General features: G+C 36.5%; 20 protein-coding genes and 1 other annotated feature. Of the genes, 5 read left to right on the top strand and 15 right to left on the bottom strand.

The genetic code is table 11. The annotated features are described in order from the left end of the window. Nucleotides 1-99: 99 nt before the first annotated feature. Nucleotides 100-810 (bottom strand): SDR family oxidoreductase, encoded by a 711-nt coding sequence (locus G532_RS0107560; RefSeq protein WP_425402127.1) that lies wholly within the window; start codon nucleotides 808-810, stop codon nucleotides 100-102. Nucleotides 811-1,006: 196 nt separating this feature from the next. Here G532_RS0107560 and G532_RS0107555 point away from each other — a divergent pair, with 196 nt between their 5' ends. Continuing rightward, on the top strand, nucleotides 1,007-1,453 hold the full coding sequence (locus G532_RS0107555; protein ID WP_027964253.1) for a universal stress protein: 447 nt from the start codon (nucleotides 1,007-1,009) through the stop codon (nucleotides 1,451-1,453). A gap of 30 nt (nucleotides 1,454-1,483) precedes the next feature. Here G532_RS0107555 and G532_RS0107550 read toward each other — a convergent pair whose 3' ends face one another. The 11 genes from G532_RS0107550 to refZ form a co-directional block, all read right to left on the bottom strand. After that, nucleotides 1,484-2,302 carry an EcsC family protein gene (locus G532_RS0107550; RefSeq protein ID WP_245570122.1) on the bottom strand — a complete coding sequence of 273 codons (819 nt, stop codon included), beginning with the start codon at nucleotides 2,300-2,302 and terminating at the stop codon, nucleotides 1,484-1,486. A 26-nt stretch (nucleotides 2,303-2,328) separates the two neighbouring features. Continuing rightward, nucleotides 2,329-3,315 carry a class I SAM-dependent methyltransferase gene (locus G532_RS0107545; protein ID WP_027964251.1) on the bottom strand — a complete coding sequence of 329 codons (987 nt, stop codon included), beginning with the start codon at nucleotides 3,313-3,315 and terminating at the stop codon, nucleotides 2,329-2,331. 71 nt (nucleotides 3,316-3,386) lie between these two features. Further along, entirely contained in the window at nucleotides 3,387-3,839 is a 453-nt protein-coding gene (ytfJ, locus tag G532_RS14990; RefSeq protein ID WP_035512755.1) for a GerW family sporulation protein, read from the bottom strand. Then, nucleotides 3,817-4,458 carry a DUF2953 domain-containing protein gene (locus tag G532_RS0107535; RefSeq protein WP_027964250.1) on the bottom strand — a complete coding sequence of 214 codons (642 nt, stop codon included), beginning with the start codon at nucleotides 4,456-4,458 and terminating at the stop codon, nucleotides 3,817-3,819. Before G532_RS0107535 ends, ytfJ begins: the two co-directional genes overlap by 23 nt. Nucleotides 4,459-4,577: 119 nt before the next feature. After that, nucleotides 4,578-6,188 (bottom strand): amidohydrolase, encoded by a 1,611-nt coding sequence (locus G532_RS0107530; protein ID WP_027964249.1) that lies wholly within the window; start codon nucleotides 6,186-6,188, stop codon nucleotides 4,578-4,580. Between the two features lie 213 nt (nucleotides 6,189-6,401). Further along, nucleotides 6,402-6,599, bottom strand: coding sequence for an alpha/beta-type small acid-soluble spore protein (locus tag G532_RS0107525; RefSeq protein ID WP_027964248.1), 198 nt, complete (start codon nucleotides 6,597-6,599; stop codon nucleotides 6,402-6,404). A 70-nt stretch (nucleotides 6,600-6,669) separates the two neighbouring features. Further along, entirely contained in the window at nucleotides 6,670-7,872 is a 1,203-nt protein-coding gene (thiI, locus tag G532_RS0107520; RefSeq protein ID WP_027964247.1) for a tRNA uracil 4-sulfurtransferase ThiI, read from the bottom strand. Between the two features lie 7 nt (nucleotides 7,873-7,879). Then, nucleotides 7,880-9,013 (bottom strand): cysteine desulfurase family protein, encoded by a 1,134-nt coding sequence (locus G532_RS0107515; protein WP_027964246.1) that lies wholly within the window; start codon nucleotides 9,011-9,013, stop codon nucleotides 7,880-7,882. A 119-nt stretch (nucleotides 9,014-9,132) separates the two neighbouring features. Next, complete coding sequence (locus tag G532_RS0107510; RefSeq protein WP_027964245.1) at nucleotides 9,133-9,504, bottom strand: hypothetical protein; 372 nt, start codon at nucleotides 9,502-9,504, stop codon at nucleotides 9,133-9,135. Nucleotides 9,505-9,522: 18 nt separating this feature from the next. Next, complete coding sequence (ezrA, locus tag G532_RS0107505) at nucleotides 9,523-11,223, bottom strand: septation ring formation regulator EzrA (protein WP_027964244.1); 1,701 nt, start codon at nucleotides 11,221-11,223, stop codon at nucleotides 9,523-9,525. 129 nt (nucleotides 11,224-11,352) lie between these two features. Further along, nucleotides 11,353-11,961 carry a forespore capture DNA-binding protein RefZ gene (refZ, locus tag G532_RS0107500; protein ID WP_027964243.1) on the bottom strand — a complete coding sequence of 203 codons (609 nt, stop codon included), beginning with the start codon at nucleotides 11,959-11,961 and terminating at the stop codon, nucleotides 11,353-11,355. A gap of 84 nt (nucleotides 11,962-12,045) precedes the next feature. On the opposite strand from refZ, the gene G532_RS0107495 reads away from it, so the two are divergent. From G532_RS0107495 to G532_RS0107480, 3 genes are all read left to right on the top strand, one after another. Then, nucleotides 12,046-12,528: a GAF domain-containing protein gene (locus G532_RS0107495; protein ID WP_027964242.1), complete on the top strand. Its 483-nt coding sequence runs from the start codon at nucleotides 12,046-12,048 to the stop codon at nucleotides 12,526-12,528. A 224-nt stretch (nucleotides 12,529-12,752) separates the two neighbouring features. Next, nucleotides 12,753-13,355, top strand: a complete 603-nt coding sequence (gene rpsD, locus G532_RS0107485; RefSeq protein WP_027964241.1) for a 30S ribosomal protein S4 — start codon at nucleotides 12,753-12,755, stop codon at nucleotides 13,353-13,355. Nucleotides 13,356-13,553: 198 nt separating this feature from the next. Next, nucleotides 13,554-14,210, top strand: coding sequence for a peroxiredoxin (locus G532_RS0107480; protein ID WP_035512753.1), 657 nt, complete (start codon nucleotides 13,554-13,556; stop codon nucleotides 14,208-14,210). Nucleotides 14,211-14,250: 40 nt separating this feature from the next. Here G532_RS0107480 and G532_RS0107475 read toward each other — a convergent pair whose 3' ends face one another. After that, a complete protein-coding gene (locus G532_RS0107475) occupies nucleotides 14,251-14,703 on the bottom strand; it encodes a DUF2188 domain-containing protein (protein ID WP_027964239.1) in 453 nt (150 codons plus the stop codon). A 191-nt stretch (nucleotides 14,704-14,894) separates the two neighbouring features. On the opposite strand from G532_RS0107475, the gene G532_RS0107470 reads away from it, so the two are divergent. Next, nucleotides 14,895-17,744 carry a UPF0182 family membrane protein gene (locus tag G532_RS0107470; protein ID WP_027964238.1) on the top strand — a complete coding sequence of 950 codons (2,850 nt, stop codon included), beginning with the start codon at nucleotides 14,895-14,897 and terminating at the stop codon, nucleotides 17,742-17,744. Nucleotides 17,745-17,786: 42 nt separating this feature from the next. Here G532_RS0107470 and G532_RS0107465 read toward each other — a convergent pair whose 3' ends face one another. Both G532_RS0107465 and tyrS read right to left on the bottom strand, forming a co-directional pair. Continuing rightward, nucleotides 17,787-19,346 carry a glutathione ABC transporter substrate-binding protein gene (locus G532_RS0107465; protein ID WP_027964237.1) on the bottom strand — a complete coding sequence of 520 codons (1,560 nt, stop codon included), beginning with the start codon at nucleotides 19,344-19,346 and terminating at the stop codon, nucleotides 17,787-17,789. Between the two features lie 201 nt (nucleotides 19,347-19,547). Continuing rightward, nucleotides 19,548-20,813, bottom strand: coding sequence for a tyrosine--tRNA ligase (gene tyrS, locus G532_RS0107455; RefSeq protein ID WP_027964236.1), 1,266 nt, complete (start codon nucleotides 20,811-20,813; stop codon nucleotides 19,548-19,550). A 51-nt stretch (nucleotides 20,814-20,864) separates the two neighbouring features. Beyond that, nucleotides 20,865-21,066, bottom strand: a binding site (T-box leader). Between the last annotated feature and the right edge of the window lie 118 nt (nucleotides 21,067-21,184).

Genomic DNA, 21,184 nt, shown 5'->3' with positions numbered 1-21,184 from the left:
CCTTCATATTAATAAATACTAGTAAATATGTAACCGCTTTAAATATATCATGCTAGTCCAAATTAAGGAATACTTATTACTTAAAAGTTTGCTTAATTATTAAAGATGTCTATGGATAACATCCAAACCACCAGTCACTTCAATCACACTGCCTGTAATCATGTCTGAATCGTCATGACATAAATAGCCCACTGTTCTTGCGATATCTTCTCCTGAGCCTGGCCTACCAACTGGTGTTTCGCTATCTTGTTGTTTCCGACTTTCTTCAATAGTACTTTCCTTCATATCGCCAGTGATCTTTCCTGGCGAGACCATATTAGCTGTAATTTTATTTTCCGCTTCTTCTATCGCAATGGTTTTCATCAACGAAGCGACGCCAACCTTGGCAGCAGCAAAAGCTGATCGATAAATCCAACCTGAACTATGATTAACTCCTTGAAAGCCAATATAGACCATCCTACCAAATTGTTGTTTTTGCATAATTGGTATAACTTTTCTCGCGAAGTGAAAGGCTGCATCTAAATTTCCACGAACCATTTCATCCCACTGGCTTTCTTCATAATTGACTAATTTTATACGTTCAAATATAAAAGGTCCCGCATTGTTGATCAAACAATCGATCCGGCCAAATCGTTCATACACATGATCTACTAATTGATTTATTTCTTCTACATTCATTGTATTTAATTGGGCAATATACAAGTGATCTTTATAATTAGAAAATTGCTCTTTCACTTCCATTGCACGCTCACGATCATTATTATATGTCGCCGTTACACTATAACCATTTTTCAAAAAATATGCCGTCATCTGTAACCCTAACCCTTTGGTTCCTGCGGTAATTAAAACGTGTCTCATATTTATTTCCTCCAACTCCGCTGATTCATCCATCTTTAAGTATGTAACTTTTTGCATTTGTAAAATTATTACTTTCTATATGAATATTAGTATTAAAATTCAGAATTGCGTGATACAATATAAGTAATTATAAAGGAGGTGTTGTCGCATGGCATTTGAATATCATGATATTGTAATTGCGGTAGATGGATCAAAAGCATCTGATTTCGCGTTTCGAAAAGCCATCGACATTGCAAAGCGTAACCATGCAACACTTATTATTTCACATGTAGTCGACACCCGTGTTTATTCCACTATTGAAGCTTATGACAGAAGTGTATCAGACCGCGTTCAAAATGATGCACTAGAATTACTAAAAACGTACCAAGAACGTGCAGAAAAAGCCGGTGTAGAGAATGTCATCACAGACCTTGAACACGGATCACCTAAAGTCAAAATTGCAAAAGATGTAGCACCAAAACATCATGCAGATTTAATTATTTGTGGGGCAACAGGTATGAACACGGTAGAGAGATTCTTTATTGGTAGTGTTTCTGAACACATTACCCGCTATTCCAAAGTTGATGTGTTAGTTGTTCGACCAGAAAAAGATTAACAAATAAGTAAAATCACTAAGAAAACGTTCTTAGTGATTTTTTTGTTCTAAAAGAAATCGGTACTGATAAAAGCGTTTCGCAAACTCACTAACTTCTTTTGCTAACTTATAATTAACGGTTGCTCCAATCGCTACACTAACCAAAGGAACACCTTGAAATAACTTTTTTCGAAATAGAACGATCACTAATGTTTTAAAAATATTTTGAATCGGCTGTTCAAGCCAACTTTTATCTGTTAACTGTCTATCATTGTTCATAATCTCGTTTACATTATTCGCTTCTTGTTTTAAGTTATTCCATGCTTGATACTGCATGCGCTTAGGTAGTACCCCTGCATGGAATACTTTCAATGCTAAAATCATCTCCAACGGATTATGCATGTTATACCCATAACTTGCTCCGATGAGTTGTACTGTCCTTAAGTTCAATGCAAGAATTAATGGGAAATCAATACTTAATAATAGCCATCCACCAGTACCTGTAACCCCTCCTTGAACAAAGGAATATACTCGATTTTTCGCTATTTGTTGGTCAGCCAAGTAATTTAATTTCTCAATTGATAAAACCCGAAGGTCCTCTACTTTCTCAATCGACTCATCATACGTTCTTCCAACTTGAATAATGCGATTTTGAGCTTCTATTTGAGTATTCATGTTCTGTAAGAAACCATAAGTATATAATAACCACTGATCTGTAGACTCAAAAAATTGCTTTTGTAAATTATTAGGTAGCTTTTCAAATTGGTTATGAACCCATATTTCATACAATCTTTCAAAGTCATTCGCAGTATAACTAGCAGTTTCTTGTTCCCATTTACCGATTTCTTGCTTCACACGTTGCTTACTCAAATGTCCCCTCTCCCTCATAATTATTTTTAGGAAAGTCGTTCGTTTTTAAACCAATCTTCCATTTGTTTCATTATACCATTCATTGCATGTACGTCCTTAAATGAAGGTAGCTGTGCTAACATAACTTGATTGGGATCTTTTGTTTCTTCACCTTTCTTTTGTAACACTAAAATACTTTTGGATAATTTTTCATCTTTAAACATCGTGTCTGGAAGTTCCAAAACAGCATTTATATGAGCGTGTTTTTTAAGGAAGCTCTGAAGCTGATCCTTTTGCTCGCTTTCAAATAAAAAACTTGGAACGATAAAGAATAAATATCCTTCCGGGTTGGTATATTTTAAACTTTGTTCGATAAATAAATGGTGTGCAAAAGAATGACCTTCTTCTGCCTTTAAGTCATATTGACTAGCATTTTCATCGTCAGGATAAAAACCTATCGGTAAATCAGCTACCACCAAATCCACTGGCTCTAACAATATAGGTTTCAAGCTATCTTGGTGAAAGTACTCTATTTGTCTTTCTTGTAAATTTGTATGATTAAAAGCGAGACGAATGAGTGTAGGATCGACTTCACTACCGAAAGCTTTGACATCTACATCCTTTAACTGATTAAGTAATGTTAATAACAAGTTTGCAGAACCACAAGCAGGGTCAAACATTCTAAAAGACTTTTTTCCATCCATAAATTTTTGTACCAAATAACCGATAAACATTCCGATCGTATCAGGAGTTATATAATGTTGTTGCTGAGTGAACCCCTTCATCCCTTTTAAAATAACTAGTTGCATAGCTTTTCTTCTTACTTCTAAAGGGAAATCTTCCAATTTGATTTCCTTTAACTTATCTTGTAATTCCTTTTCATAACTAGGTTCTAAGTTCTCAGGTATTTCATTTTCAAATAACAGCTGACTAGAAGCAATAACCGCTTCAATATATGGTACATCTTCTTTCTTTTCAATGGTTGTTGACGTTTGATCTAACCATTCGAATAATTGATTAATTTGTTGTTCCATTATCGTCCCTCCACTAAAACATCTACCTTATTATTTTAGCAAAGTTTATAATACTATGATAGGCAAGCAACCTACTCTGGTGTTGGTGGGTGATTATTCGTTCTGCTATCTTCGTACTTTTTAATCATAGCCTTGAGTTCATCAGTTAGCTTGGGAGCAAGATCGATTAATTTCTCCAACATATGTGTGCCTTCATGTAAATGGATGAGGTTCACCTGTTCTTTCGCGACTACCAAAAAGGCAATAGGAGTAATAGATACACCTGCCCCTGTGCCACCCCCAAATGGGTGAGCGGAAGATCCTGAATCACTATTTGAGTTTGAATTTGAATTAGAATTAGAAGCAGAGCCGTTAAAGTCGCTCCCTCCTGCAGCAAAACCAAACCCTACTTTCGAAATAGGAATAACCATTGTAGATTGATTTTCTGAATAAATTGGTTCCCCAATAATTGTATTAACATCTACCATATCTTTTAAATGATCCATCGCTGTTTCTAACATATTATGAATTGGGTGTTCCTGCATGTGAATTCCTCCTACTTTCGTTTTGAATAAGTTGTTTGAGCATTAAACCCTTTTGTATAATTTGACCAAGTCGGGCGCTACCTATACAAAGGAATTCGGTTTCTAATAAAAATTGATTATATTCTGGTGTTACCTTTATAGATGGAGTTGTAATAAAAGTTGGACCTCGTCCTAGCGCATTCAATAATACGAGTTTCCATTGATAAAGAATCCCAGTTGAAATTGCCGTGTAATGAGCCTCTGAAAAGCCTATTTTTGAATGCCATTCTAGCTCTCGCAACTTCACAGATGATAACAAGTTAAAAACTCTTTTCCTCCATGCTTTATTCCATTCTGGGTGAGATTTTTCTTCTGAAACTTCGGGGGATTGTTTAGTAGGTGTATGATCAGCTGAATAAAGGAGTAATTCGTAAATTTTTAAAATGAATGCTTCAAATAGTCCTGCTAATGGAATATCTTTTTTATAAATTTTCCATTTAAAAAAATACAAAAAAACGCGACATAGCTTTTTCTCCTTATTAAAGGTTACGTGCACGTGAAAATGAATATTAATTATTAATATTAAACTGAAAAGTATAAGTATCATTACCATAAATATTGCAAGCATTATGAAGGCCATGTCTTCACTCCTCCATAATAGTATGAGTGATAAAAGGACTACCTATTCAGAGCCATTTCAAAAGAACAGAAAACTCCCAAGTACGCAAATCGGAATTTACGTACTTGGGAGCAACTAGATTAAACTTGTTCTGGTTTGTATAATTCAGAGTTAGCTTTATAAACCGACTCTCCATTAACGATAGTTTCTAATACATCTATCTGATTAATCATCTCTACTGGTTGGCTAAATGGATCAGTATCTAATATGACATAATCAGCAAAAGCTCCTTCCATTAAGCTTCCTTGCTGATTTTCCTTCCCAATAACTTTCGCTCCATTTACTGTATACAAACTTATCGCTTCATACACAGAAAGTTTTTCAGCTACACCGTATTCTAAATTATCATAAATAGACTGGCGAGTAACTGCTGCTTGGATCCCATCTAATACATTCACCTCTTCAATCGGAGCATCTGAACTTCCAGCACATAATATACCTGCTTCAAGATAACTTTTCCAGGGGTAGGATGTAGAAGCTAATCGATCATCTAATCTTTCTAACGCCCAAGGAAAATCTGACTTTACGAAAGTTGGCTGAATATCAATACTAACTGCCAACCCTTTTATTCGTTCGATGAGATCTTTACGCATGATCTGGCCATGAATCAAACGATCATTCATTCCCTTAGGAGCTGGGTGTTTTTCAATGATGCTTATAACGTTTTCAAAAGCTTGATCTCCAATTACGTGAGCAGCAATTGGCATGTTGTGCTCTCTTGCCTCTAAAATGAGGGCCTCTAACTGCTCATCTGTATGAATCGATACCCCACTAGTAGAAGGATCATCAGCATAAGGGAAAGATAATAAAGCAGTACGTCCACCTAGTGCGCCATCAACGAATAGCTTCATTGCTCCAAATTCAACCCATTGATCTTTGTTAAAATGATAAGGAGAAGCAATGAATTCAGGTAGCGCTTCATGGTGAACAAGTAAATGCGCCCGGAAGTGATTTTTGTCTCGAATCACATTCTCAAATGCTCGAACAGTTTTTTCAAGCCCACCATAATATGCTAAATCTTCTGTATGTCCACTTACAATTCCGTGAGAAAGCAAATCGTTTATAGAGGTATCTATTGCGTGTGTTAAGTACGCTTCGTTTGCTTCAGGCATGACGGCTTTTATTAATTCCTGTGCTTGGTCATGAAAGTAGCCTACTATTTCTCCTTGTGAGTCACGCTCCATCACACCACCACTCGGTTCCTCTGTATCGTCAGTAATGCCCGCTATTTGTAAAGCTTTTGAGTTTGCTACCAAGGCATGACGACAAACCCTTGTAAGTACAACTGGATGGTTTGGGGAAACCTCATCAAGCTCATTTAGGTGAATAACAGTCGGATCTTCCCATAAATTTTCGTTGAATCCTTCTGCTATTAACCAGTCCCCATCATTTAAAGTTGCAACTTTATCTTTTACTTTCGCTAAAACATTTTCTCGCACTGCTTCATATGTTAAATCAATTCTTAATAACCGCTCGCCATGACCAACAATATGTAAATGGCTATCTATAAACCCTGGAAACATCACACCACTAAACTCTACTTCGCGCGTAATTTGATCTTTGTATGTCGCACGAAGAAAGTCCAAAGATCCGGTTTCTAATATCACACCATCACTCTCGACAATTGCTTCTACTTTATGGCCTTCTTCTTGCATTGTATAAATCGTTCCACCGTGTCTAAGCGTCCCCACAATAAGTACCTTCTTTCATTATCCTATAATTTTTTATCCTTTTATAAACTCGCAAATCATTTTGTAGACTAAAAACAAAAAGGGTTACTGGTTAATACCAGCACCCTAGTTGTATCAAGTTTCAGCTTGATTTTTTCTAGTTAAACTCATTTTACCGAATTCTTAGAAAAACTCAAACAAATAAAACTTGATTATGATGAAATTATTATTTCATTATTGTTGGTGCATTTGTTGCTGTGCTTGTTGAACAAGACGCTTAGTGATCTCGCCTCCAACAGAACCGTTAGAACGTGAAGTTGAGTCAGCACCAAGTTGTACACCAAATTCTTGAGCAATCTCATACTTCATTTGGTCTAAAGCAGCTTGTACGCCAGGTACTACTAAGTTGTTAGATGAATTTTGTTTAGCCATTTTCTTTCACCTCCTCGTTACCTAGTGTTAGATAACAAGAAAGGTTCATACTAGCCAAATCATGGTATTTTTAAAATAAGTCCTCATACATGCTTTCTTGAGAGACTTTTGTGACATCAAATGTTAGCGTTTCTACCCCTTCAATCGCACGTTTAATTTCTTGAGAAAAGTCTATAGGATCCTCAAATTGATGCACTTTTTCCTTGCGAGGTTTTGTTTTTGGAGATTTAGGCACAAATATAGTACAGCAATCTTCATAAGGTCTGATGGAGATCTCATACGCATCGATCTGTCTAGAAATTTCCATTATATCCAGTTTATCCATTGCTACTAATGGGCGTAAGATAGGATAATTAGTAACTTCGTTGATGACATGCATACTTTCCATCGTTTGACTCGCTACTTGACCTAGGCTTTCACCAGTCGTTAGGGATAAGATCTCATGTTGTTCCGCGATTTGCTCACTTATTCGGAGCATCATTCTCCTCATAATTGTCATTCCATATGCATCTGGTGTTTCTTTAAAAATCTTCTGTTGAACCTCTGTAAAAGGAACCACGTGAAGCTTTATTTCTCCACCAAACTTAGTTAATGTTTGAGCCAAATCCTCTACCTTTTGCTTCGCGCGCTCAGAAGTAAAAGGAGGAGAGTGAAAATGGATTGCTTCAAGTTGGACACCGCGCTTCATTGTCAAATAACCTGCTACTGGACTATCAATTCCACCAGATAAAAGCAGCAACGTTTTCCCTGCAGATCCTACAGGAAGTCCACCTTTTCCATAGATTTTGTTCGCAGTGATATAAGTTGCATCATGTCTAATTTCCACACGAATTTCACTATCAGGCTGGTGTACATTTACCTTCCAATCCTCGGTGTTCCTTAATAAATGTCCTCCAATTATTTGGTTCATTTCTTGAGAAGACTTAGGGAAATCTTTATTGGGACGTTTTGTTGTAACTTTGAATGTCGTTCCATCCTCACGTCTCAAAGCTTCTAAAGCCGATTCTTTAATCGTTTCTTCCTCATTTTCAACCTTCATTGCTAAACTGCAGGATTGTATGCCGAAGATATCTTTGCACACATTAATAACTGCTGAAGCGTCTTCTCCGTTTAATAAAATATACATATGATCATGCTTTCCTTTTATAGAAACATCAGGAAATGCATATAAAGCCTTTTTAACGTTTTGTTTTAGTTTAGTAACAAAGTGCTTTTGATTCTTCCCTTTTAAAGCTAACTCTCCGTATCTAACTAATATGTGACTGTATTCCATATTCTAATTACCCCATTACATCTTTATATTGTTCCATGACATCTTTTAAAACCTTATTGAATTCGACGATATCTTGTCGATCTTGGTTTACGTCCATACTTAGACGAATTGCACTTGAGGCTACATCATCATCTCGCCCACAAGCTAATAGCACATAACTCGCATCCTCATTTTTAGATGAACATGCTGATTTTGTTGAAAGTATAACATCTTTTTCCTCAAATGCATGTATCATAACTTCTGGTTTTACCCCGGTGATCGAAAAATTAATGATGTGGTCTGCACAGTCTTCATCACTATTTATGTGAATTCGACCATAAGTTAATAATTCTTCTATGAGTAGGTCTTTTAACTTCGCTAAATGTTGGTAATTTTTTTGTTCCTCTACTGCATACCTTATAGCCTTTGCAAGGGATACCGCACCGGCAACATTTTCAGTCCCAGCTCTATAACCGAATTCTTGAGATCCACCATGAGAGAGGGTTTGTAGCACCAAGTTTTTCTTCTTTAATAAGCAGCCAGTTCCTTTTAGTCCATGAATCTTATGTCCAGAAATAGTTATAGCGTCAATCCCACCATGATTATAAGGTAAGTTAATTTTACCCAATCCTTGGACATGATCCGTATGAAATCTAATTCTTGGATGACTGATTAGCAAATCAGCAATTTCTTCAATAGGTTGAATAGCACCTATTTCATTATTCACATGCATCACTGAAACTAGAATAGTATCCTTCTGAATGGCAGCATTCACTTGATCTACTGTAATTTTCCCATTCTCATTCACTGGTAAATAAGTAACGGAAAAACCGTTTTGTTCAAGGTGTCTACATACTTCTAATACGGAGGGATGTTCGACTGTGGTAGTGATTATATGATTTCCACGATCTCGAAGTTCATGTGCAATACCTTTAATAGCTAGGTTATTGCTCTCTGTTCCACCTGAAGTAAATATAATGTCATGCTCTGTATTTAACATCGTTTTAATTTGTGATTTAGCTTTTTTTAATATTAATTCAGCCTCTCCACCTAGCCCATGAACGGAAGAAGGGTTACCAAAAAAATCCATGGCAACCGTTTGATAAGAATCTAACACTTCTTTATATGGCTTAGTAGTCGCACTATTATCTAAATAAATCATTTCATTTTCTCCTTTTAGCAACTTTTCAATATGTAAATGTAACAAATGAAAATGCACATTGCAACTTGATTGACGGCTCCAAACATAAGTGATGGAACAAAAAGGAAGAAGCTATTCATTTATTCCTGAACAGCTTCTTCATAATCAATTTCTAACCAATCTAACACTTCATCTATAGAGACACCAGAAGCCTCATCATATCGATCTTCTATACTTGAAACCGACACTTCTCCATCTTCATCTAAGAAATCTTCTTCGTTCATCTCTTCAAAAGTATTCTGCTCTACTGAATTTGCTTCAGCTTCGCCTGTGTTTTCATCATTAAAAACAGTTAATTGGGGTATGGATTTTGCTTGAAGCGCACTTTGCTCCGATAGAGAAAAGTTATTTGCGGAATGTGTTGGCTTGTCTAAACCAACAAATAACCAAATGACCACCACCCAAGTTAATACAAAGAACACTCCACTAATTCCAAAGACTAGCTTTTGCATTTAATTCCTCTCCTGCTCTCATGATGCGCGGGATTCCGACTGAAGTTCTTTCTCAATCTTCTGAAGGGCACCAGGTTCAATTTCCTCTAAACTCTCTCCTGCCAAATTCAATGCAGACTCATACTCATTATCTCTAAATAATCTTTCTGCCTCAATAATGTTTGCAGCGAGTACTGGATATTTACTACGATATCGATTTGCATATTGAATCACTCGTTCTGTTAATTCAGCTTGTTGAATTAATAATTCCGTTTGTTCTGTAGCATTTTCCACATACTTTTCAGCCTTTTTTAAGGAAGTAGAAATCTCATCCATGTCTAGAGGGTGTACCTTCAAATGTTCCATAGATTCATCAATTAAACTTCTCGACTGTTCGACTAGTTCAACCACGTAATTAGGCACTCCGGGAAGATTGCTTTTTTGCAGACGCTGTCGAACTTGGCTTATGTTTTTTCTTAATTCATCAATATGATCCCTTGCATTGAGTTCATCTTTACGTAAGTTATATAAAAATTCATCAAATCCAGTGTGTTCTTCCTGCCAATAATTATGTGCTTCCATCCATGATTCGATGTCTACGCGAATCGTTGAGTATGGTTTATCTTCTTCATGGATAAAGGAATGAATTTGATTTGCTTGACCTTCTAACTTTTCTAGTTTTTTCTCCAGTTGATACTGTTGCTCTTGTTGTTCTTCTTTAAGCTGATAATTTTGCTTCACTTCCCTGACGCTTTCTTTCGTTCCAGAGAATATTTGTCTAGCTTTTTCTAGGTCGTTCTGTATCTTCTCTTCCTGTTGCAACACATAGTTTTTATCCATTGCTTCTTTTTCAAGTTCATCATAAATTTCGACCATACGTGAGCGAATCTGATCCAGCTTATCTTCAACTCCATCATCATTCCCACGATCAAGTTGCTCTACTAAAGTAAGTAATGTCTCATGGTGTGTTTGAATTTCCTTTTCTAACCCTAAATGCTGCACGCGGAAATCATCATCTCTCATTTCCTTTAGACCATTATAAAGTTGGTCTAATTCATCAGGGATCACTTGCTTACAAGATCTGTATAATTCTGGGAAAGCTTCAACCTTACGATTCAGCTCATCTAAACGTCCTTTTACTTCTTGAATAACTTGATAAGCTTCAGAATAGTTACCAGCTTCTGTTAATTCTTCGTATCGTAGCATTAAACTTTGAATCTCATCTAATTCTACTTCAAAGACTACTTCTGCTTTACCTAGTTGATAACCATTTTGTAAAACCTTTTTACGTACTTCACGTATGTGAGGCATAATTTTCTCTGCTTCTTCACGACTATCTTGTTCAGAGTGTAGGAGGCGGTCCACTTCTTCAAAGATATCATCAATAGTCTTCTCGACTTTTACCAGACGTTGTTCCACATGATTTAAGACTCTAGAAGTTTTCCCGAACTTGTATTTTTCGGCAGATTCCTCTGCATCTAATAAGTCTTCTTCAATATTTGTGAATACATGATCGTTAATTTCATCCCATTCACTGCGCCACGATTCAAATAATTGTTCCGTTTCGCCAGTTAAATTTAAGTGCTTCACCTTTGCTAACTCATCAGCTACCTGCCGACTCATTAACTGCACCTTCCATTGCTCTAATTCATCTACACGATTATATACACGTTTCCTCGCGAATACACCTAATAATATAAAGGCTACAACTACTATAAATAACCCGACTATGTATTCCATTTCAAGCCTCCTCGTTCTTTTTCACCTGTCCAATTTATACTTATTATTATCATATCATGTTTGAACCCTTTATTGCTAAAGTTTTAAACAAATTTTCGCAAAAAAATGCATCTTTTGACACATTTAAATTTATCCCCTGTTTTCAACCTCATCAAACCACATTTCCAACACCTTTATATAAGCCTTTATAAATGCTTCTTCACTATTATTCCATTTATAATGTCGTTGCCAATCATTAGCATAAGTAAATGGTGCGTGAATCAAACTTTTCAGCTGAAGATATAAGGCTTCTTTTTCAATTTCGTTTAAGTTCTTACCTTTCGTCATATGTTCTGTGAGCATCTTTAATTGGTAAGTTTCTTTCGCTACATATGTTGCAAAAAGCTCGCGAATAAAAATATTATCTAAAGATAGTTCGCGTTGAATAAAACAAGTGAATTGAAAATAATCATATTTATACTGTATAATTTCTTCTATTATAGCCATTAGCTTCGATTTCTCATGAACAGTTGTGGACTCATCAATTAATTGATCTAACAGTTGTAAGTAACCTTCAAAATAAGAAGTTGTTAAATATTCAAGCAGCCCTTGTTTGTTTTTAAAATAATAGCTGATTAAGGATACATTTACCCCTGCCCGCTCTGTAATCGAACGGATAGACGTGCCCTTAAATCCGTTAAAATAGAAAAGTTCACTAGCTGCTTTCATAATTTTCTCTTTTGAATTATTGTCTGTCATGTGGATCACCTCTATTTGCTATTATTCGATTTTATCACATGAATTACCTTTAAATTCTACATATATTTCTTAAGGAGTGAGATTATGTTCGATGTAAAACATTATTCTGGTACAAAAGAAGAACAATATCAACAAATGATTAAACAACTTGATCATTTATTGGAAGGTGAAAATAACAATGTTGCTAATCTTGCCAACGCTAGTGCTCTATTAAACCAATTTTTAGAAGAGGTAAATTGGGTAGGATTTTATCAAATGATTCATGGAGAACTAGTCCTCGGACCCTTTCAAGGTTTACCTGCCTGCGTAAGAATACCTAATGGCAGAGGGGTTTGTGGTACAGCTACAAGTGAAGGTAAAACGATGAGAATTGAAGATGTCCATGCGTTCCCAGGACATATCGCTTGTGATGCTAATAGTAATTCAGAGATTGTCGTTCCTATTTATCAGAATGGGGAAATTTTTGGAGTACTTGATATTGATAGTCCTATAAAAAATCGATTTGATGAAATAGACCAAGTTCAGCTCGAAGCTTTCGTTAAAATACTAGAAAAGCATTTAATTTAAAGGAGATCCCCTTGACGGGAGATGAAATTCATCATATAATATCCTTTGTGTAAAATAAATGGCAGCCTCGGTGCGCCTACTGTGTTTTTCATTTTGTACCTCCTCGGAGGTGTATCGCGTAACCCTCTGCTGCTGGGGCGAAGGTACATGAATGCAAAATGTGCATAGCAAGGACCACACTGTTTTTATTTTATGCAAAATAAAATAAAAGGAGGAGATGCTCAGTGGCACGTTTCACAGGCTCTCTTTGGAAAAAATCACGTCGTTATGGTATTTCTCTAAGCGGAACAGGAAAAGAATTAGAGAAACGCCCTTATGCTCCGGGTCAACATGGTCCGACACAGCGTAAAAAACTATCTGAATTTGGTATTCAGTTACAGGAAAAGCAAAAGCTTCGTTTCATGTTCGGTTTGACAGAACGTCAATTCCGCCGCATGTTCGACGATGCTGGTAATATGAAAGGTGTTCATGGTGAAAACTTCATGATTTTACTTGAATCTCGCCTAGACAACCTTGTTTACCGCGCTGGACTAGCACGTACTCGCCGTCAAGCACGTCAGCTTGTTGGTCATGGTCATATCACAGTTGATGGTGGTCGCGTAGACATTCCATCTTACCGTGTAGCACCTGGTCAAGTGATCGGTGTTCGTGAAAAATCTCAAAACCTTGATATTATTGTTGAGGCAATGGATGTTAGTAATTTTGTTCCAGAATACTTAACATTCGATGAGAATAAAAAAGAAGCAACGTACAATCGTTTCCCTGAACGTTCTGAATTATCTTCAGAAATCAATGAAGCGCTTATCGTTGAGTTCTACTCTCGTTAATTTATTAACTAAGAATTCCCACAGCAAACTCGCTGTGGGAATTTTTTATTTCTTACAAATATGGCACTGTTAAATCATTCTTGATAAATTTTAAAATAGAGTTCTAATTTTTTGTAATATTAAATAAATATGTTATGATCTAATCATATACTCAAAGCTGAGTATACTGATAGGAATTATATGCTAAGGAGGATTATTATGTCTGAAGAAAATCAACATTTTAGTATGCCTAGAATTGGAGATCCTGCACCAAGCTTTGAAGTTCCAACAACACATGGACCAATTAAATTAGAAGATTATAAAGGTAAATGGTTAGTGTTATTTTCCCACCCAGCTGACTTTACGCCCGTTTGTACAACAGAGTTTGTTGCATTTCAATCGATCTATCCTGAATTAAAGGAGCTTAATACAGAGCTTTTAGGATTGAGTATTGATAGTGTGCAATCTCATATTGCTTGGGTACGTAATATAGAAGAAAAGTTAAATGTGCAAATTGAGTTCCCTGTTATTGCTGACTTAAATAAAGAGGTCGCTTCTAAATATGGAATGGTCCACCCAGAACAAAACACGACAGAAACGAACCGTGCTGTATTTGTAATTGATGACCAAGGTGTTATTAAATCGATCATCTATTATCCACTAACAACTGGTAGAAATATGGATGAAATTGTTCGACTTGTTAAAGCACTGCAAACGACAGTTAAACACCAAGTATCAACTCCAGCTAATTGGCAACCTGGTGATAAAGTTATTGTTCCACCACCTGCTTCTAAACAGCAAGCAGAAGAAAGAGCAAATGATCCTAACTTAGAAGTTATTGACTGGTATCTAGCAAAGAAATCATTAGATGAATAGAAAAATATCCATTAGTCGTCTCTGACTAATGGATGTTTTTTTAAAATGATATCTTTTCTTGAAAGCTTCCGTCTTCTTTATACAAATGAACCTCTGTATTTCTATTATCAGCAATTTCTTTCGCTCGATCTAATGCTTCCTTTTTATAGCCTTTCACTTCACTCGGCTGTTGAGCGCCTTTTGTCCAAACTGCCCAACCATCTTCATGTTTCTTTACTTGAACAGCATTGTCCATTAAATCTGGATTGCTTTCCCCTCGGTCTTCTTCATCTCTTTCTATTAAATCTTCATCTGAAGCGTACTTCATTGCGTTCACTTCTTCTTTTGAGGCATTCGTATACCATTCCTTCGCTTGTTCTGTTGCAATAGGAATAGCATCCTCTTCTTTATGACCATCATCTAACATAGCATTTCCGATCTCGATAGCTTTTTTACGAATTGGTGTTTCTAAATTTTTAAGTGACGATGGATAATCGTTTGTATCCCAAGGCATATCTTCAACCCTCCAATTTATAAACTATACTTTTTTATACCCATATTTTCACATAATTATGTGAGGGGAAGGGGGGTAAAGATTATTTAATATTTCTGTAATAGTTCGTAACTTATACATATAATACGACCTTTACTTCTGCTATAATTAATCTTGGAGTTTTATACATATGTTAACTAGAGGGGGATTTTATGAGCAATGGAGATGAATTCTATCAGAAGCTCAACGAGAAACAAAAAGCTAATATGAAGCGATTCTTAAAGCCTTTAAAATGGATTGGTATGATTCTAATACCCCTAATTGTTATAGGAATGCTTACTTTCAATTGGCTCACTGACTACATTTGGATGCAGTCTACCGGTTATGAGAATGTTTACACGACCGTACTAATGAGTAAATTGATTCTAGGTGCAATCGGGTTTGTGCTTTATTTTCTCATTACCTATTTCACACTTTTCTGGATCCACCGATCTTACGTCTATTTTTTAGATCGCTCTACTTTACCTACGCTTATTTTAAATAAGAAATACGCTAGGATAATTATTTTTGTTGTAGCTATTTTCTTTGGCCTAATTGGAACAAGCATGGTACAAGGAATTGGTTGGGAACCAGCTCTTAAGTTATTAAATTACGAGAGCTTTGGGCAAACAGACCCTCATTTTAATTTAGATATTTCCTTTTACTTATATGTCTTACCTTTCTTACAGTTTATTGTAAGTTTGTTATTAGGTTTAAGTATTTTTATGACGATTATAGTAGCTACTGCTTACTCTGTCTTTAATATGTACCGTGAAAGTAGATTAGCACAACTTCATTTAGGAATTAGCATTGCATTCATCGGACTATTCTTGGCTGCTAGTCACCTTTTAGATCCATATGAAACGCTACTTACGGATCAAGTAAACGTCTTCCAAAGCAGTGTTGTATATGGATTAAGCTACACGGATGAAGTAGTTAATATCCCTAAAGCGTATGTGTTAGCAGCAATTGCGATCATCGGAATTGTGATGTTAATTACAGCTCTAATAAAAGGTAACTTAATTTGGATGGCTATACCTATTGCTTTATATATAACTGTTGCTTTAGCAGGACAGTTGGTATCTGCCGGAGTACAGAATTACATTGTTTCACCAAACGAGTTTCATCAAGAATCACCTTATTTACAAAATAACTTAGATTTAACACTGCACGCATATGATTTAAATGATATAACAGTAGAACAAAGTCCAGGTAATCAATCATTAGATGAAGACATGATCGAACGTAATCAGTTAACAATTGATAACGTCCGCATTAATGACTCAAGACCAATTCTGGATGTATATAATCAACTTCAAACTTTCAGAACGTATTACCAATTTAACGACATTGATATTGACCGTTATGAAATTGATGGTGAGTACCAACAAGTATTCTTGGGTGCTCGAGAGTTAAATACTTCTGACTTGCCTGAGCAAGCTAGGACGTGGGTTAACGAAAGACTCAGGTATACACATGGCTATGGGGTAACAATGAGTCATGTGAACGAACTTACACCCCAAGGACAGCCTGAGTACATTCTAGAGGACTTACCACCTGAAGGAGATCTTGAAATCTCTCGTCCGCAAATTTACTTCGGTGAGGAGCAGTCACTAAACGTAATCGTTAACACAGAAGTTGATGAATTTGATTATCCAACCGGAGACGAAAACATGAGCACGCGATTTAGTGCTGACACAGGTGTACCTTTAGCAGGCATAAACCGGTTATTATTTGCTATTGAAGAACAATCGTTACGCATGTTCTTTTCCGATCAAATAACTGACGAAAGCCAGTTACTTGCAACTCGTAATATTAAAGAAAGAGTCCACCGTATTGCTCCATTCTTTGAATACGATGAAGATCCATACATCGTTGTACGCGATGATGGAACAATGACATGGATTCTTGATGCCTATCTAACTGCTGAAAACTATCCATACTCTGAACCTTATGGAGAAGGTAATAATTATATTAGAAACTCTGTTAAAGTTGCAGTCGATGCTTATACTGGTGAAGTGGACTTTTACATGGTTGAAGAGGAAGATCCATTGCTTCAAACGTATGCGAATATTTTCCCAGAATTATTCACTTCAGATATACCAGAAGATATTGAGTCGCATTTCCGTTATCCAGAAGAACTCTTTACGATTCAAGCAGAAAAGTATGGTACGTACCACATGTCAAATCTAGAGGTATTCTATAACCGAGAAGACCGCTGGGAATTTGCAACGGAACGCTATTTTGAAAACGATATAGTTATGGAACCTTATTATATTACGATGCAGCTTCCTGATGAAGAAGCGGAAGAATTCGTCCTAATGACTCCATATACACCTCGTAACAGGCAAAATATGATTGCCTGGATTGGTGCAAGAAATGATGGGGAAAATTATGGGGAGCTCATGGTTTATGAGTTTCCGAAACAACGTAATATATATGGGCCCCAACAAATTGAAAACAGAATTAACCAGGATAGTAGAATCTCCCAAGAATTAAACTTATGGTCACAAGGTGGTTCCAGAGTAATTCGTGGTAACCTACTGACTATTCCAATTGAAGATACCGTTATGTATGTAGAACCAATCTACATTGAATCGTCTAATCAAACATCACTACCAGAAGCAAAACAAGTAATCGTTGCTTACGGTGATTACATTGTGATGGAAGCTACTTTTGATGAGGCTTTGGATGAAATACTTTCACTCATTGAAATGGGAGCACCTGCTAATATGCCTGATGTAGAAGAAGATATTGAAGTAGGCGATGAACCAGGTATGGATGAAGATGTAGAGGAAGACTTAGGTGAAGGAACAGAAGAAGATGGAGAAGCTGATCCAAGTGATGAGCCTGCTGATGATCCATCTGGCGACGAACCTGGCATGCCAAGTGAAGATGCTGAAAATCGCTTACAAGAAATTGCTGAACTCTTTGATACCTATCAAGAAGCGATGACTCAAGGAGAATATGAGCGAGCAGGTAGAATTATGGAAGAGATTGAAGATAGATTAGACTCACAATAAAAGTAAAATCCCGTTGCCTAGTAATAGGACAACGGGATTTTTTTATTCTGTAAATCTAACATCTTTCAGGTATGGAAAGCTGCTTGGGTATTGGAAGAATCCTTCGATTTCTTCACTTATACCAGCCAAAAGAACAGAATGATATAAGGATACAATTGGTGCTTCATCAATAATAATCTGTTGTGCTTCTTCGTATAAATCTAAACGTTCTTGCTCATCTGTTGATTGACGCGCTTGTTCTAACAATTCATCAACTTCATCATTTTGGAAAAATGCTCTATTTCCAGGAGCTCCTACATTTTCGGAGTGGAACATTGGATATAAACCATAGTCAGCATCTAAAGTAACAGTTCCCCAGCTTCCTACAAACATGTCATGCTCTCCTTGAGCAGTTAAATCCAGGTAAGCTCCGATTTCAAGTTGTTCAATTTCTACTGAAATGCCAATCTCAGAAAGCTCTGACTGTATAAACTCTGCTGTATCAGTGGTCGTACGATCATATGTTAAGATGTCTAAGGTTAAATCTTCATAACCCGCTTCTTCCATTAAAGCTTGCGCCTCTTCTTGATCGTGCTCTATTGGTTCCACTTGATCGGAATAACCAAAGACAGTAGGTGCAAGCGGACCAATTGCTGGTATCGGTATACCACCTTGTAACCCGTCAATCAGTGCGTTCTTATCTATTGCCATATTAATTGCTTGACGCACCCGTTCATCATCAAATGGCTCTTTTTCCATATTAAAACCTAAGTATGACATACTTGCACTTTCCGATTGCTGTACACGAAGGTTTTCCTCTGATTCAATGGTTTCTACATCATTTGCATTTACTGGATAGATTATATCTGCTTCTCCAGTCTGTAGTTCTGCAATACGAGTACTATCTTCTGGAACAGCTTTGAATGTGATTGCATCCACACTCGCCTCATCATCCCAGTAGTCTTCATTTTTCACTAAGCGAATATACTCTCCTTGAACAATCTCTTCAAATTGGAAGTACCCAGTACCTATAGGGTTCTGATTTACTTCCGTTAATGGATCTTGCCCTTCTTCCATCGCCTGATAATCTTCTTCGATAACTTCCCCACTTATTATGTGACCACCAGGGTGTGCTAAGTGAGAAGGTAATGCAGAAAATGGATAGGCAGTATGAATATGTACCGTATACTCATCCACTACTTCTACCTCTTCAATCATATCGAATAAGAAGGCTAATGAAGAACCAACTTCAGGATCCCGAACACGATCTAGATTCATTTTCACAACTTCTGCATTCAATTCACTATGGTCATGAAACGTAACACCTTCACGGATTTTAGCCTCCCAAACGGTGTCTTCCACAGGTTCAAGACTTTCCGCCAATCCAGGTTCAATTTCTAAATCTGTGTTCATTTGAACTAACGTATCATAAATATTAGTCATAACATATAAAGAATTTCCATCATTCGCCGCGTGGGGATCCAACGAAGCGGGTAAGGAACCTAAGTCAACGGTTAACTCCTCTTCTTGATTTTGATCCGATGTTTCATCAGAATCATCTGCACAAGCTACAATGAAAGCTAGGAATAAGATTAGTACTGCTACTTTTATAATTTTTTTCATCTCTCTATCTCCTTTTAAATTAAAATTGACGCTTTTAAATAATATGAAGTATTTAACGAAAAGTCAATAATTCCGACATGAATAGTCGTATTTTTATAAAATCCTGCACAGAAAGCATTATATTTTGCTATAAAATAAAACACGAACAAAAGCGGGCTGCCTCCTCCCTTCTTCTGATCGTGTCTTTTTAGGTCATTCGTTTTAGTGACGTATTAAAAAATACTTTTTCTTTCCTCTTCTTATTATCGTAAATGCTCCGTCAATCTTATCTTTGTCATCTAGATTATATTGAAGATCCGTCTGACGTTCATCATTAATGTAAATTGCACCATTTCCGATGTCTTCTCTCGCTTGTCTTTTGGAAGAGGAAATTTTTGCCTCCACTAATAGGTCAATTAGAGGTTTTTCACTTTCTTCCAAATCAAATGATGGTACATCCTTAAATCCTAACGCGACTTCATCTTTACTTAATGATTTTACGTCTCCATTAAATAGAGCTTGTGAAATTCTAACTGCTTGATCTAGCGACGCTTTACCGTGAACCATCTGTGTCATTTCTTCTGCTAATTTCCGGTGTGCTTCTCGCTTTTCAGGGTGTTCCGTATTTGATTTTTCCAACTCAGAAATTTCTTCTAATGGTAGAAAAGTAAATGATTTAAGAAACTTAATCACATCTCGATCATCTGTGTTAATCCAAAACTGGTAAAACTCATAAGGACTTGTCTTTTTCTCATCTAACCAAATAGCACCGCTAGCTGTTTTACCAAACTTTTGTCCGTCTGCTTTTGTTACTAATGGAACAGTTAAACCAAATGCCTTTGCTGACTCCCCTTCTTGACTGCTACGACGTATTAACTCTAATCCAGCTGTAATATTCCCCCACTGATCACTTCCGCCTATTTGAAGGGTACAATTCTCTTTTTGGTATAATCGAAGAAAATCTAATGACTGTAAAAGCATGTAAGTGAATTCTGTAAATGAGATTCCATGTTCAATTCTCGCTTCAACTGATTCTTTTGCTAACATATAATTCACACTAAAGTGCTTTCCAACATCTCTTAACAAGTCAATCACTGACATTTGTGATAACCAGTCGTAGTTATTAACAACTACTGCTCCATTCTTTGCATCATCAAAATCAATTAGTTTTGATAATTGGTCTTTTATATTATTACTCCACTCTTTTACAACATTTTCTTCGTTTAAAGAACGTTCTTCATTCCTACCACTCGGGTCCCCTATCATTCCAGTGCCCCCACCAACTAATGCTATAGGTCGATGCCCAGCTTCTTGAAATCGTTTAAGCATCAAAGCAGGAAAAAGATGACCGATATGCAGACTATCTGCAGTTGGGTCAAAACCACAGTATAAAGCCACTCGATCCTCGTTTAAATGCTTCTCTAACCCTTCTTCATCTGTCACTTGTTGTATTAATCCTCTGTCTCTTAAATCATCTAAAATACTCATGTTTTACTTCCTCCCTTTGTCATTTTGCATACAAAAAAGCCCTCCATCCACTATAGGGACGAAGGACTCGCGTTACCACCCTAGTTGCAACTACAATAGCTACCACTTCATTATTGTTAACGATTTTCCAACCGTTCTCTTAAAGAGAATGCTCCTAGACGTAATTCATTTCTATATTTACACCGGTTCACACCACCCACCGGCTCTCTTAAGTAAGCTTATAGAAACTACTTCAACTATTCTTTGCATATATTATTTATTCTTATGAAATATTTTTAGCATAAGTCTTTTAAAAATGCAACATCTTCCCTACTTTTATTGGTATAAGTTTCTTGTCGGATGTGCTATAATAGATACGATATTTAGGGGGT

This window comes from Halalkalibacillus halophilus DSM 18494 (genome assembly GCF_000423105.1).
Taxonomy (GTDB): Bacteria; Bacillota; Bacilli; order Bacillales; family Alkalibacillaceae; genus Halalkalibacillus; species Halalkalibacillus halophilus.
Note: the sequence above shows the minus strand (reverse complement) of the source record. Positions and strands in the feature narration are given on the sequence as shown.

Excerpts from the sequence above, each read along its gene's own strand:
- G532_RS0107560 (WP_425402127.1), bottom strand. The coding sequence starts at position 810 with ATGACGGCATATTTTTTGAAAAATGGTTATAGTGTAACGGCGACATAT.
- G532_RS0107555 (WP_027964253.1), top strand. The coding sequence starts at position 1,007 with ATGGCATTTGAATATCATGATATTGTAATTGCGGTAGATGGATCAAAA.
- G532_RS0107545 (WP_027964251.1), bottom strand. The coding sequence starts at position 3,315 with ATGGAACAACAAATTAATCAATTATTCGAATGGTTAGATCAAACGTCA.
- ytfJ (WP_035512755.1), bottom strand. The coding sequence starts at position 3,839 with ATGCAGGAACACCCAATTCATAATATGTTAGAAACAGCGATGGATCAT.
- G532_RS0107535 (WP_027964250.1), bottom strand. The coding sequence starts at position 4,458 with ATGGCCTTCATAATGCTTGCAATATTTATGGTAATGATACTTATACTT.
- G532_RS0107525 (WP_027964248.1), bottom strand. The coding sequence starts at position 6,599 with ATGGCTAAACAAAATTCATCTAACAACTTAGTAGTACCTGGCGTACAA.
- thiI (WP_027964247.1), bottom strand. The coding sequence starts at position 7,872 with ATGGAATACAGTCACATATTAGTTAGATACGGAGAGTTAGCTTTAAAA.
- G532_RS0107515 (WP_027964246.1), bottom strand. The coding sequence starts at position 9,013 with ATGATTTATTTAGATAATAGTGCGACTACTAAGCCATATAAAGAAGTG.
- G532_RS0107510 (WP_027964245.1), bottom strand. The coding sequence starts at position 9,504 with ATGCAAAAGCTAGTCTTTGGAATTAGTGGAGTGTTCTTTGTATTAACT.
- ezrA (WP_027964244.1), bottom strand. The coding sequence starts at position 11,223 with ATGGAATACATAGTCGGGTTATTTATAGTAGTTGTAGCCTTTATATTA.
- refZ (WP_027964243.1), bottom strand. The coding sequence starts at position 11,961 with ATGACAGACAATAATTCAAAAGAGAAAATTATGAAAGCAGCTAGTGAA.
- G532_RS0107495 (WP_027964242.1), top strand. The coding sequence starts at position 12,046 with ATGTTCGATGTAAAACATTATTCTGGTACAAAAGAAGAACAATATCAA.
- G532_RS0107480 (WP_035512753.1), top strand. The coding sequence starts at position 13,554 with ATGTCTGAAGAAAATCAACATTTTAGTATGCCTAGAATTGGAGATCCT.
- G532_RS0107475 (WP_027964239.1), bottom strand. The coding sequence starts at position 14,703 with ATGCCTTGGGATACAAACGATTATCCATCGTCACTTAAAAATTTAGAA.
- G532_RS0107470 (WP_027964238.1), top strand. The coding sequence starts at position 14,895 with ATGAGCAATGGAGATGAATTCTATCAGAAGCTCAACGAGAAACAAAAA.
- G532_RS0107465 (WP_027964237.1), bottom strand. The coding sequence starts at position 19,346 with ATGAAAAAAATTATAAAAGTAGCAGTACTAATCTTATTCCTAGCTTTC.
- tyrS (WP_027964236.1), bottom strand. The coding sequence starts at position 20,813 with ATGAGTATTTTAGATGATTTAAGAGACAGAGGATTAATACAACAAGTG.